Source organism: Nocardiopsis akebiae (assembly GCF_018316795.1).
Classification (GTDB): domain Bacteria; phylum Actinomycetota; class Actinomycetes; order Streptosporangiales; family Streptosporangiaceae; genus Nocardiopsis; species Nocardiopsis dassonvillei.
In genome coordinates this window covers 3,453,152-3,465,605 of record NZ_CP074132.1, presented here as the reverse complement: position 1 = coordinate 3,465,605, position 12,454 = coordinate 3,453,152, and the positions used below count along the sequence as shown (strand labels likewise).

At 74.7% G+C, this 12,454-nt stretch carries 9 protein-coding genes; 5 read left to right on the top strand and 4 right to left on the bottom strand.

Annotated features, from left to right (window positions below; translation table 11 throughout):
- Positions 1–319 precede the first annotated feature (319 nt).
- From KGD83_RS14870 to KGD83_RS14855, 4 genes are all read left to right on the top strand, one after another.
- Positions 320–1,489 carry an RNA-guided endonuclease InsQ/TnpB family protein gene (locus tag KGD83_RS14870; protein ID WP_249351872.1) on the top strand — a complete coding sequence of 390 codons (1,170 nt, stop codon included), beginning with the start codon at positions 320–322 and terminating at the stop codon, positions 1,487–1,489.
- Between the two features lie 96 nt (positions 1,490–1,585).
- Entirely contained in the window at positions 1,586–2,257 is a 672-nt protein-coding gene (locus tag KGD83_RS14865; protein ID WP_249351871.1) for a response regulator transcription factor, read from the top strand.
- A gap of 162 nt (positions 2,258–2,419) precedes the next feature.
- Positions 2,420–3,016: a DUF3887 domain-containing protein gene (locus tag KGD83_RS14860; RefSeq protein ID WP_212639783.1), complete on the top strand. Its 597-nt coding sequence runs from the start codon at positions 2,420–2,422 to the stop codon at positions 3,014–3,016.
- A 53-nt stretch (positions 3,017–3,069) separates the two neighbouring features.
- Positions 3,070–4,041: a CPBP family intramembrane glutamic endopeptidase gene (locus KGD83_RS14855; protein WP_212644435.1), complete on the top strand. Its 972-nt coding sequence runs from the start codon at positions 3,070–3,072 to the stop codon at positions 4,039–4,041.
- 96 nt (positions 4,042–4,137) lie between these two features.
- Here KGD83_RS14855 and KGD83_RS14850 read toward each other — a convergent pair whose 3' ends face one another.
- From KGD83_RS14850 to KGD83_RS14835, 4 genes are all read right to left on the bottom strand, one after another.
- The gene (locus KGD83_RS14850) at positions 4,138–5,856 is read right to left on the bottom strand and encodes a serine/threonine-protein kinase (protein ID WP_212644434.1); all 1,719 of its coding nucleotides are present in this window, start codon (positions 5,854–5,856) and stop codon (positions 4,138–4,140) included.
- Between the two features lie 198 nt (positions 5,857–6,054).
- Complete coding sequence (locus tag KGD83_RS14845; protein ID WP_212639782.1) at positions 6,055–7,341, bottom strand: RNA polymerase sigma factor; 1,287 nt, start codon at positions 7,339–7,341, stop codon at positions 6,055–6,057.
- Between the two features lie 15 nt (positions 7,342–7,356).
- Complete coding sequence (locus KGD83_RS14840) at positions 7,357–7,776, bottom strand: YciI family protein (RefSeq protein ID WP_212639781.1); 420 nt, start codon at positions 7,774–7,776, stop codon at positions 7,357–7,359.
- Between the two features lie 145 nt (positions 7,777–7,921).
- Positions 7,922–8,800 carry an alpha/beta fold hydrolase gene (locus KGD83_RS14835; protein ID WP_212639780.1) on the bottom strand — a complete coding sequence of 293 codons (879 nt, stop codon included), beginning with the start codon at positions 8,798–8,800 and terminating at the stop codon, positions 7,922–7,924.
- Between the two features lie 159 nt (positions 8,801–8,959).
- On the opposite strand from KGD83_RS14835, the gene KGD83_RS14830 reads away from it, so the two are divergent.
- On the top strand, positions 8,960–12,415 hold the full coding sequence (locus KGD83_RS14830; protein WP_212639779.1) for an AfsR/SARP family transcriptional regulator: 3,456 nt from the start codon (positions 8,960–8,962) through the stop codon (positions 12,413–12,415).
- Positions 12,416–12,454 lie beyond the last annotated feature (39 nt).

The following is a 12,454-nucleotide window of genomic DNA, read 5'->3' as shown; positions in this document are numbered from 1 at the left end:
GACCGAGGCTATCCGGGCCCGGACGCCTTCGGGGACGAAACGGCCCCACCGGTCCGGCGCCGAAGGCGCTGCCCCGCCCGCGCCCTGAGGAAAACCCCACCCCCGCTCTGGCGCGCACCGCACCCGACCTGGCGGTACGCCCCATGGCCCGGCCGGGGTCCCCTTTCCTAGCGTGGTCACCGCCGCACGAACGACGAGACGAGGACCGCACGTGATCGGTTTCGTTGCGGTGCAGACTCCGTCCTTCAGGGCGGGGTGAGCCGCCCCCACCACAATGTCGTAGGGCCCGACTACGGTGTGTGCTGGTTCGAAGGGAGGTGTGCACACTGTGTTGACGGGGTTTCGGTACCGGCTCGCGCTCACCGACGAGCAGACCGAGTCGTGCCAGGTCTATGGCGATATCTGTCGGGCGGTGTGGAACACCGGCCTTGACCAGCGCCGCGAGGCTGTGTCCCGCTGGCGGCGGGGTCAGCGCCTGCCCTACTGCGGTTACCACCTCCAAGCCCGTGAACTGGCCGAGGCCAAGGCCGAGGAGACCTGGCTTCAGGCCGCCCCCTCCCACATCCTCCAGCAGACCCTGCGCGACCTGGACCGAGCCTGTCAGGACCACGGCACGTTCAAGGTGCGGTGGCGCGCCAAGGACCGGTGGAGGCCCTCCTTCCGCTTCCCCGACGGTGGGCGGATGAGCATCGAACGCCTGGGCCGCAGGTGGGGACGCATCAAGCTGCCCAAGCTGGGATGGGTGCGCTTTCGCTGGTCACGCGCGCCCCGGGGCACGGTGCGCTCGGCCACTGTCTCCCGGGATGGGGCCCACTGGTATGTGGCGTTGTTGTGCGAGGACGGCCAAACCACCCCCGAGGCGCATGAGCGCCCCGACAGCGCGGTGGGCATCGACCGGGGTGTGGCGGTAGCGGTGGCCACCAGCGATGGCGACCTGCTCGACCGCACCTTCCAAACCCCCAAAGAGGCCGAGCGCGAACGCCGTCTGCGCCGACGCCTGTCCCGCCAACGCCGGGGGTCGAACAACCGGGCCAGGACCAGGGCCGCTCTGGGCAAGTTGACCGGGCGGGTGCGGGCTCGGCGCGCCGATTTCGCCGCGCAGACCGCGCACGTGTTGTGCGCCGAGAACGCGGTCGTGGTGCTGGAAAAGCTCAAGACCAAGAACATGACCGCCTCCGCGAAAGGCACTGTTGAGGCACCTGGTGTCAACGTGCGTCAGAAGGCGGGGTTGAACCGGGCGATCCTGGCCAAAGGGTGGCACGGGTTCGCACTCGCCTGTCAGAACGCGGCCCGGCGAACCGGGAGTCGGATCGTGGAGGTCGATCCCGCGTACACGTCCCAGACCTGTCACTCGTGCGCATACGTCGCGGCGGAGAACCGAGAGAGCCAATCGGTCTTTTGCTGCGGCAGATGCGGGCACACAGCTCATGCGGACGTGAACGCGGCCCAGAACATTCTCACGCGCGGATGGACTAACCCTTCGGGGTGAACCGTGCCAGCCTGCCGAGACCTCTGGGATGCCATGTCGACGAAGCAGGAACCAGCTGCAGCCGCGAGGCGCGCAGCGCCACCGCCCCGTCGAGGGGTGGTCGGAATCTCCCTCGTTCACGAGGAAGAGGAAGTCAACGCTGACGACTCGGTCCTGCTCAGGGAGGGCCTGGTGCGGTTGTTGGAGGAGGAGGGGCACGAGGTGGCGGCGGCGGTGGGCGACGCCGAAGCGCTGCTGTCCGCGGTCGCCGAGCACGCGCCCGACGCCGCGGTGGTGGACGTGCGGATGCCGCCCACCCACACCGACGAGGGGCTGCGGGCGGCGCTGCGCATCCGCGCCGACCACGAGAAGGTGGCGGTGCTGGTGCTGTCGCAGTACGTGGAGCAGCGCTACGCCGCCGAACTGCTGGCCGGGGCCTCGGGCAGGGTCGGCTACCTGCTCAAGGACCGGGTGTCGGAGGTGGGGGAGTTCCTGGAGGCCCTGGAGCGGGTGCGCGCGGGCGGGGCTGCCTTCGACCCCGAGGTGGTGCGCCAGCTGCTGGCGCGCACCACCCGCACCGACCCGCTGGCCCGGCTCACCCGGCGCGAGCGCGACGTCCTGGAGCGCATGGCGCAGGGGCTGAGCAACGCCTCGATCGCCGAGCGGCTGTACGTGTCGCTGAGCGCGGTGGAGAAGCACGTCAACGCGATCTTCGACAAGCTGGGGCTCGGGCACGCCTCCGGCTACAGCCGCCGGGTTCTGGCGGTGCTGCGCTACCTGGGCAGCTGAGCCCGGCCTCGGCGGGGTCCGGGCGGCACGGGCCGCAAAGGGGCACCCGTACCGCGAAGTCCCTCGGGCGCCGGTGAGGGGCGCCGTTCTCCGCGGCCGGTCGCGCTCACCCGCTTGCCCACGGCCTAATTGTCAAGCTAAGGTTTACATGTGCAAGAAAGATTGACAGAGGCGCTGCGTGTCCTGAAGACGCGAACGGAAGCGTTCCTCGCCTCGCGCGTCCTGACGAGGGACGACGACTGGACCGACTCGCTGGGGCGTGCCGTGAGCATGCGCGCGGCCGCCGACGACGTCGTGCGCGCCGTCGTGGGGCAGGCGCGCCAGGACGGCGTCACGTGGCAGGTCATCGGTGACGCGCTCGGCGTGAGCAGGCAGGCGGCGTTCCAGCGCTACGGAAAACCGATCGATCCCAGAACAGGAGAGCCCATGAACACCACACCGCTCCCCGGAGCCGCCGAACTGGCCGTCTCGGTGATCGAGGACCTCGCGTCCGGGCGATGGTCGCACGTCACCGAGCGGTTCGATCCGGCCATGAGCGACGGCCTGTCGCAGGACGCGCTCGCGGCCGCGTGGGCGCAGATCATCGGTCTGGTGGGAGCCTTCGAGGGGCATGGGGAGCCGGAGGCCGCCCGGGCCGGCGACGTGACGGTCACGAACACGCCGCTCTCGTTCGAGGCTGGCGACTACACGGCACGGATCGCGTTCCGCGACGACCGCACCGTGGCAGGTCTGCACATCCTCGAAGGGAAGCCGTCGTGACCGGCGAATCCACGAACGTGTCGATGACGGCCACGACCCGGGGCGGATCCCGTATGAGCGGCCGCGACCTGCGCTCCATCGGCGTGTTCACCGCCCTGGCGTTTGCACTCGCCTGGCTCGTCGCGCTCCCGCTCTGGCTCGGCGACGGACTCACCAGCCCGTGGTTCCCGTTCGTGGCCACCGCCGTGATGATGACCCCCGCGATCGCCGCCCTCGTCGTCGTGTTCCTCGTGGAACGGCCGGAGCGGAAGGCGTGGACGCTCGGGCTGTGGCCGCTGCGACCGGTCCGGAGGCTGCTCGGCTACGCGGCGCTGGGGGTCGCCGTGCCCATCGCGCTCGTCCTGGCGGCGCTCCCCGTCGGCGCGCTGCTGGGGGTCTATCCGGCCGACTTCGCGAACTTCTCCGCGTTCCAGCGGGTCCTCGCCGAGCAGGCGGGCGACGCGGGAGCGGCCGAGATCCCGATACCGGTCGGCGCGCTGATCGCCGTCCAGCTCGCCGCGCTGCCGGTGGCGGCGTTGGTCAACCTCATCCCGGCGCTGGGAGAGGAACTCGGGTGGCGGGGGTGGCTGCTCCCGAGACTGATGCCGCTCGGCACGTTCCCGGCACTGCTGGTCTCGGGCGTGATCTGGGGCCTCTGGCACGCCCCGCTCATCCTCCTCGGGTACAACTACCCCGACGCGCCGGGCTGGCTCGGCCTGACCGCGATGGTCTGCATGTGCGTTGTGGTCGGCGCGGTCTTCGGCTGGCTGCGGCTGCGGTCGGGGTCGGTGTGGCCCGCGGCTCTGGCGCACGCCGCGTTCAACGGGGCGGGTGGGACCTTCCTCCTCTTCGCGAAGGCGGGCGAGCACGTCGACACCACGCAGGCCACGATCCTGGGCTGGAGCGGGTGGATCGTACCGTTAGTGCTCGTCGCGGTCCTGATCGCCACGGGACAGTTCTCCTCCGCGAGGCACCCGTCGGCCCCGCCGTCCGGGGAGGGGACCGCCGCCGACGACGGGCCGGCCGAACGGGTGGGCGGCCGGTAGGCACAGCGGACGCCGCGTCCTTCGCGAACGGGCGCGGTGGCGCTGTCCTTCGAACACCGGCCCCTCGCACGGCCCGATCCCGGGGCCGGCACCGGCTCAGGCCGGGTCGAAGGACTCCATGACGGCTGTGCGCTGGGCGTCCTGACCGGCCCACGAGGCGTCGGTGGAGGCCCAGGCCAGCGTGTAGTACTCCCCGGGCGCCACCGCGATGTTGCGGGTCAGTACGCGGCGCGTCTCGCCGGCCTCGTCCCGCCAGGTGAACTCCCACTCGGCGGCCGAGTGGAAGCCGGTGTCGCCGGTGACGTCCCCGATCCGCACCCGCTCGTAGCCCGGCAGCCGTCCCGAGCCGTACACGCCCTGCTCCTGGTCAAGGACGTGCTGGTACTCGTCGTCGGTGGGGTGCTCGGCCATGTCGACCTGGAGGTAGCCGGCGTCGGCGGGGGACTCGTAGAAGACGCTGCTGCCGTCCACCCGGCGGATCCAGCCCTCGGGGACGCGCAGGCCGAAACCCTCGGGGTCCTCGGTCCAGGACGTCCCGGGCACGGGGGCGCCGTCGGCGCCGTCCTCCGGGGGCGCCCCGGTCTCCTCGGGTTCGGTGACGTCTCCCCCGTCCCCGGTCCCGGCCTCCTGCTCGTCGGCGCCGGGGCCGGAGGGTTCCTCGGAGCCCGATTCCCCGGTCCCCGCACCGGAGGCCGCGACACTGGTGTCGGAGCCCCACGGATCGAGCACCACCACCAGCGCCGCCACCGCCACCAGCGAGGCCAGGCCCAGGGTGAGCACCACCATCGGCCAGGACAGCCGCCCGCCCCGCTGCGGTACCGGCGCCGTCGTGACCGTCGTCTGGGGCGGGAGCGCCGCGGGGGGACCCGGAACCGGCCCCGGGGCTTCGGGCCGCACCGGTCCCGGGGTGACCGCGTGCGTGGGGCCGCCCACCTGCCGCGTCGGCACGGACACGGTCGTGGCCGAGGGGGCCGTGAAGACCTCGGCGTCGGTGCCTCCCCGCACCTGCGCGGTCAGCAGCGCGCGGCAGCGGTCGGCGTCGATCCGCCCGGCCGGGTCCTTCACCAGCAGGCCCCGCACCGCCTGGGCCAGCGGACCCCGCCCCAGGACGTCGGGCGGCTCCTCGGAGGTGACGGCGTGCAGCGTCGCGGGGATGCCCTCACGGCGGAACGGGGAGTCGCCGGTTGCCGCGAAGTACAGGGTCGCGCCCAGCGACCACAGGTCGCTCGCAGGGGTCGCCGGGCTCATCGCCAGCCGTTCGGGGGCCAGGTAGGCGGGGGAGCCCATCACCCCGGCCGTCTGGGTGACGGAGGAGGTGTCGGCGATGGTGGCGATACCGAAGTCGGTGAGCACCACCCTTCCGGTGTCGGTGACCATGACGTTCTCGGGTTTGACGTCGCGGTGCGTGATCCCCTGCCCGTGCGCGGTGCTCAGCGCGCTGAGCAGGGCGAGCCCCCACTGGGCGGTCGCGCGGGCGCCGCGCGGGCCCTCCCGGCGGACCAGCGCGCGCAGGGAGCGCCCGCTGAGGAACTCCATGACGATCCACGGGCGCCCGTCGTCCTGGACGATGTCGTGCACGGTGACGATGTTGGGGTGTCCGCCCATCGCGGTGGCCTGCGCCTCGCGCCGGGCCCTGGCCGCCATCCGGTCGCGTTCGTCGTCGTCCAGGCCCGGGCCCGGGAGGATCTCCTTGACCGCGACGGTGCGGTTGAGCTCGGTGTCGTGGGCCCGCCAGACCCGGCCCATCCCGCCCCGGCCGATCTCGGCCAGCAACTGGTAGCGGCCACGCAGTGCGCGGTGCGGCTCGGCCCCAATCGGACTCCCTTGCGGTGCGGGCCCTCGTGACCCCGTGGACGTCGACAAGCCCGCAGGGACAGCGGTTTCCCATGCGCGCCGAGCGACCATGGTACTGAGGTACGACGGTGCTTCGACCCTGTGGAAGAGCCGTCCCCGGTCAGCCCGCCGCACCGGAGCCCGGGGCGGACCGCGACGCTCTCCGGGGGCGTGGACCGGTCAGCCCAGGCCGGCGAGTTTGCCTTCCAGCACCTCCCGCTCGCGCTCGTTGCCGCACCGGCGCACGGCCAGCTCCAGTTCGGTGCGCGCCTCAGCGGTGCGGCCCAGGCGCACGAGCAGCTCCCCGCGCACGCTCGGCAGCAGGTGCGAGTCCGCCAGCGCCCCGGCCGCCGCCAGCTCGTCCACGACCCGCAGCGCCGCGGCCGGTCCCCGGGCCATGGAGACCGCCACCGCCCGGTTGAGGTCCACCACCGGGGAGGGCGCCAGACGGCCGAGCGCCTCGTAGAGCAGCACGATCCGCTCCCAGTCCGTCTCCCGCACCGAGGGGGCGAGCGCGTGGCACTCGGCGATCGCGGCCTGGAGGCCGTAGGCGCCCAGCCCCCGGCCGGCGCTCCCGGCACGGGCCAGGGCGGCCCGCCCCCGGCGGATCGCGGCGCGGTCCCAGCGGCGGCGGTCCTGGTGCTCCAGCAGCACCGGCCGCCCGTCCGCCCCGGTGCGGGCGGGAAAGCGCGCCGCGGTCAGCTCCAGCAGCGCCAGCAGGCCGTGGACCTCGGGCTGGTCGGGGACCAGCCGGGCCAGAACCCGGGCCAGGCGCTGGGCCTCGGCCGCGAGATCGGGCCGGATCAGGTCGCCTCCTGAGCTGGCCGAGGAGCCCTCGGTGAAGATCAGGTAGACCACGTTGAGCACCGAGCCGAGCCGCTGGGCCCGCTCCCGGGCCGGGGGCACCTCGAAGTGCACCCGGGCCGCCCCGAGGGTCTTCTTGGCCCGGGTGATCCTGGCCTGCACGGTCGCGGTCGGGACCAGGAACGCCCTGGCGATCTCGTCGCTGGTCAGACCGCCGACCACCCGCAGGGTGAGCGCCACCCTGGCCTCACGCGACAGCGCGGGGTGGCAGGCGGTGAACATCAGCGCGAGCACGTCGTCGTCGATCCGGTCCGGATCCCACAGCACGTCGTCGGCCTCCCCCGCGGGGTCGCCGGGCGCGCTGCCCGAGGCGGCGCCGCCCTCGCCCAGGTCGCGGGCGAGGACGGCGTACCTGTCGTCCAGAACGGAGCGGCGGCGGAACGCGTCGATCGCGCGGCGGCGGCCGACGGTGAGCAGCCACCCCGTCGGGTTGCGTGGCACGCCCTCGCGCGGCCAGGTCACCAGTGCCTCGGCCAGCGCCTCCTGGCCCAGGTCCTCGGCCAGCGCGAAGTCGCCGGTGTAGCGCGCGAGCGCGCCGACGATCCGCGCCGAGTCGATCCGCCAGACGGCGGCTACGGCCTCGCGGCCTGCGGGGTCGGCCATCTCCGGTCGGTCCGCTCAGAGCTGGCCGGTGGCCTCACGCCAGGCCCGCTCCCTCTGGATCCACTCGTTGTCCTGCGGGAACTCGTCGATGGTGGTGACCCGGCGGATCTCGGTCTTGAACCCGGGACCTCCCATCGGCGCCCGCTTGGCCCACTCCACGGCCTCCTCCTTCGAGGCCACGTTGAGGATGTAGAACCCGCCGAACAGCTCCTTGGTCTCGCCGTAGGGGCCGTCGGTGACCACGGGCGGCTCGGAGGAGTAGTCGACGACCACGCCCTCGGCGGCGTCGTCGAGGCCCTCCGCGGCGACCAGCACCCCGGCGCGGATCAGCTCGTCGTTGTACCGGCCCATGGTCGCGAGCATCTCGTCGAAGTCGACCTCGCCCATCTTCGCGAAGGCCTCGTCGGTGGCGCGCATGATCAGCATGTACTTCATGGCTCTGTCTCCCCGGGTGTCGCGGGCCCCTTCCGGGCCCCTTCACCCCTAGGTCGAACGGGGGGTGCCGCGGATCGACACGTCCACCGGTCTCTTTCCGAGGAATTCTGACAGAGCCCGCCCGCGACCCGGTCCCGCGACCCGCCTACCGGGCCAACAGGTCGCGCAGCGCCCCGACCACCTCGGCCGGGGCCTCCTCGGCCATGAAGTGGCCGCAGGTCACCGTGCTGTGGTGCAGGTCGGGGGCCCAGGCCCGCCACACAGCGGCGGCGTCGTAGCCCAGCGCCGCGCCCCAGTCCTGCTGGAGCACCGTCACCGGCATGGACAGACGCCGCCCGGCCGCGCGGTCGGCCTCGTCGTGCTCGACGTCGATCCCGGCGGAGGCCCGGTAGTCGGCCACGATCGAGGGCACGGCCTCGCGGGAGGCCCGCAGGTAGGCGGCGCGCACCTCGGCGGGGATTGCCTCGGGGTCGCGCGTCCAGATGTCCAGGAAGTGTCCGAAGAAGGCGTCCGGGCTGGCGCCGATGAGCTGCTCGGGCAGGCCCGGAGGCTGGGCCATGAGGTACAGGTGGAAGCCCACCGCGGCCGACGCCCCGCGCATGACCTCCCACATGTCCAGGGTCGGCAGCACGTCGAGCGAGGCCAGGTGGGTGACGGCGTCGGGGTGGTCCAGACCGGCGCGGATCGCGACCAGGGCGCCGCGGTCGTGGCCCGCCAGGGCGAAGCGTTCGTGGCCCAGGGCGCGGGCCAGGGCGACGACGTCGGCGGCCATGGTGCGCTTGGCGTAGGCGTCGCCGTCGGTGCCGGCGGGCTTGTCGCTGTCGCCGTAGCCGCGCAGGTCCGGGCAGATGACGGTGTGGTCGGCGGCCAGGTCGGCCGCGACGTGCCGCCACATCAGGTGGGTCTGGGGGAAGCCGTGCAGCAGCACGAGGGGGCTGCCCGAGCCGCCGACGGCGGCGTTGAGCGCCACGCCCTCGGCGACGGGCACGCGCTGGTAGTCGAATCCCTTGATCCTGGGTTCCACGGTGGTCTCCTCGGTGGGTCGGAGCCGCGTCCCCGGCGGTCGCCGGGGATCTCGGTCGTCCACGAGCCTGCCGGGGCCCGATGAGCAGCTGATGAGCAACGGTTGAGCGGGGGCGTCGGCGTCCCCAGGCGGTGCGGACGGCCGGATAGATTTGCTGCCATGGAGGGGGAGGTGACACGGGCGGCGGTGTCCTTCCGCGTGCTGGGTCCCCTGGAGGCCGTCGGCGCGCACGGACCGCTCGCCCTCAAGGGGCCGCGACACCGCGCGGTGCTGGCCCGGCTCCTGGTCGCCGAGGGCCGTGCCGTGCCCGTGGACCGTCTCGTGGACGACCTGTGGGAGGTGCCCGCCGAGGGCTCCGTGGCTGCGGTGCGCACCTTCGTCTCGGCGCTGCGCCGGTCCCTGGAACCGGACCGGCCCGCCCGGCGGCCCGCCCGGCTGCTGGTGACCGCGCCGCCGGGCTACGCGCTGAGGGCCGACCCCGAGGCGGTCGACGCCCGGCGCTTCGCCGGGTCCGTGGCCCGTGGCGGCGCGCTGCTCGCCGAGGACCGGCCCGGTGCGGCGCTGGACGGCCTGGAGGAGGCCCTCGGGTGGTGGCGGGGCCCGGCCTACGCCGAGTTCGCCGCCTACCCCTGGGCGCGCGCCGAGGCCGACCGGCTGGAGGGGCTGCGGCTGCTGGCGGTGGAGCGGCACGCCGAGGCCCTCCTGGCGCTGGGGCGTGCGGGTGACGCGGTGCCCGCCCTGGAGGCGCACGCCCTGGCCCATCCCCTGCGCGAGAACGCCTGGCGGCAGTGGGCGCTGGCCCTGTACCGCTCGGGCCGTCAGGGTGACGCTCTGGCCGCGCTGCGCCGCGCCCGCCGGACCCTGGCGGAGGAGCTGGGGGTGGACCCCGGCCCCGAACTGCGGCGGCTGGAGGCCGACGTCCTGGCCCAGGCGCCCCACCTCACCCCGCGTGCCGCCGCCACCGTCCTCCCGGCACGGGCGGTGGGCGCGCCCGACCCCGTCCGGCGCCCGTTCGTGGGCCGTACCCGGGAGCTGGAACTGCTGGAGGGGGCCGCGGCCTCCGCCGCGCCGCACGCTCCGGCCCGGGTCGCGCTGGTCTCCGGCGACGCCGGGGCGGGCAAGACGGCCCTGGCCGAGGAACTGGCGCGGCGGCTGGCCGGGCGCGGGTGGACCACGGCCTGGGGGCGCGGCCCCGAGCACGAGGGGGCGCCCGCGGCCTGGCCCTGGACGCAGATCGCCGCGGTGCTGGCGGAATCCGTGGACACCGGCCGGGACGCCACGGGCCACGGGGACCCCATCGGCCTCACCACGGACGACGACACCACAGCCCCGGCATCCAACACGAGCCCCACCGGGACGGACGGTCCCTCCCCGGGCACAGGCCGGGGTGCGGCCACCACGGAGCCCAGGAGCATCGCCGCCCCCGCCCGCGACAACGACACCGCAGCGCCGGGGGGTGCTGCCTCCGACCCCGCGGCGGCCCGGTTCGGCGTCCTGCGCCGAGCCGCCCGCCTGCTCGCCTCGGCCGCGCGGCGCGGTCCCGTCCTGCTGGTCTTCGACGACCTGCACCGAGCGGCGGAGGAGACCCTGGAACTGTTCACCTTCCTGGCCGCCGAACCGCTCCCGGGGCCCGTGCTGCTCGTGGGGACCCACCGGACCGGCGAGGTCCACCCCGCCCTGACCGCGACCCTTGCCCGGCTCGCCCCCCGCGAACCGGCCCGCGTCTACCTGGGCGGACTGGCCGAGGACGCGACCGAGGCGCTCGTACGGGCCCTGGTCGGCCGCGACGTCGGCGGGCGGGCGCTGCGCGCCGTCCACCGGCGCAGCGGCGGCAACCCCTTCTTCGTCCGTGAGCTGGCCCGGCTGCTGTCCGGCGGGGACGGCGCCGCGCTCGACGCGGTCCCCGCCGGGGTGCGCGACGTCATCCGCCACCGCCTGGACTCCCTGACATCCGGGGCCCGGGACCTGCTGCGCCGGGCCGCCGTGATCGGCCGCGACGTCGACCCCGACGTCCTGTCGGCCCTGTCCCCGGACGGGGACGCCCTACTCGACGCCCTGGACGAGGCGCTGGAGGCGGGTTTCCTCACCGACCGCGCCGAACCGGACGAGCCCGAGGGCGCACCCGGCCTGCGCTTCGCGCACGTGCTGGTGCGCGACACCCTCTACCAGGACCTCTCCCGGCCCCGCCGGGCGCACTTGCACACGGCGGTGGCCGAGGCCGTCGAGGCACTGCGTCCCGACCGGGCCGACGTGCTCGCCCACCACTTCGGGCGGGCGGGCACCCGCGCCACCGCGGCCCGGGCCGCGCACCACTCGCGCACCGCCGCCCTGCGGGCAGAGGAGCGCTTCGCCCCGCACGAGGCGGCCCGGCTGTGGCGGGAGTCCGTCGCCGCCCACGACCGCTCCGGCGAGGACCGGCCCCGCGAACGCCTGGAGGCGGTCATGGGCATGGTCCGGGCGCTGGCCGTCACCGGCCGTCTGGAGGAGGCCCGCCACCACCGCGCCCGGGCGGTGGCCGCGGCCGAGGGGCTGGGAGACGCGGAGCTGACGGCTCAGGTCATCACCGCCTTCGACGTGCCCGCCCTGTGGCCGCGCAACGACGACGAGGCGCTGGCCCGCCGGGTCGCCGGGGCCGCCGAACGCACCCTGGCCGCACTGCCCAAGGACCGCCCGGAGCAGCGCACCCGCCTGCTGTGCGCCCTGGCCCTGGAACTGCGCGGCGCCGCCACCGGCCGCGGCCCGGACGCGGCCCGCCTGGCCGAGGAGACCGCCCGCGGGCTCGGCGACCCCGCCCTGCTGTGCCTGGCGCTCAACGCCCGGTTCATGCAGTCCTTCCAGGGCGCCGGGCGGGCCCCGCAGCGCGTGGAGATCGGCGCCGAACTGGTCGACCTGGCCTCCCGACACGGCCTGGTGACCTTCGAGGTGCTGGGCCGCCTCGTACTGGTCCAGGCGTACTCCGCGCTCGCCGACTTCGGCGCCGCCGACGCCCACGCGGCCGGCGCCGACCGGCTGGGCTCGCGTTACGGGATCGCCCTGGTGGGGGTGTTCACCCGCTGGTACGAGGCGCTGCGCACGGCCGCGCGGGGATCCGTCGAGGAGGCCGAGGCCGCCTACCGTGCCGCGAGCGTGCGGCTCGCCGACACCGGCATGCCCGGGGTGGAGCAGGGCATCCTGCCCCTGGCGCTGCTGTGCCTGCGCCTGCGGGAAGGCCGTCCCGCAGAGGTGGATCCGCGTCAGGACTGGGGCCCCTACGCGCTCTGGGCCGACGCCCTGGCCCGGCCCGGATCAGCGCCCCTTCCGCCCGACGCTCCGCCAGGCCTGCTCGGGGAGGCCCTGACCTGCCTGGCCGCCCGGGCCGCCACCGCCGTCGGCGACCGCCCAGCGATGGAGCGCGCCCACCGCCTGCTCTCACCCGCCGCCGGGGAGCTGGCGGGCGCGGGCAGCGGTCTGCTGACCCTGGGGCCGGTCGCGCACCAGCTCGGCGACCTCGACCGCGCGCTCGGACGCCGCGAGCGGGCCGCGGAGCACTACCGGCTGGCCCTGCGCGTGGCCGCCCGGGCGGAGTCGCCGCACTGGACCGCCGCGGCCCGGGCCGCCCTGGCCGAACCGGACTGAGCCGCACGCGCCGTAGGGGCGGGCCAGCGGTGCCCGGGA

Coding starts and splice junctions, on each gene's coding strand:
- KGD83_RS14855 (WP_212644435.1), top strand. CDS start 3,070: ATGAGCGGCCGCGACCTGCGCTCCATCGGCGTGTTCACCGCCCTGGCG.
- KGD83_RS14845 (WP_212639782.1), bottom strand. CDS start 7,341: ATGGCCGACCCCGCAGGCCGCGAGGCCGTAGCCGCCGTCTGGCGGATC.
- KGD83_RS14840 (WP_212639781.1), bottom strand. CDS start 7,776: ATGAAGTACATGCTGATCATGCGCGCCACCGACGAGGCCTTCGCGAAG.
- KGD83_RS14830 (WP_212639779.1), top strand. CDS start 8,960: ATGGAGGGGGAGGTGACACGGGCGGCGGTGTCCTTCCGCGTGCTGGGT.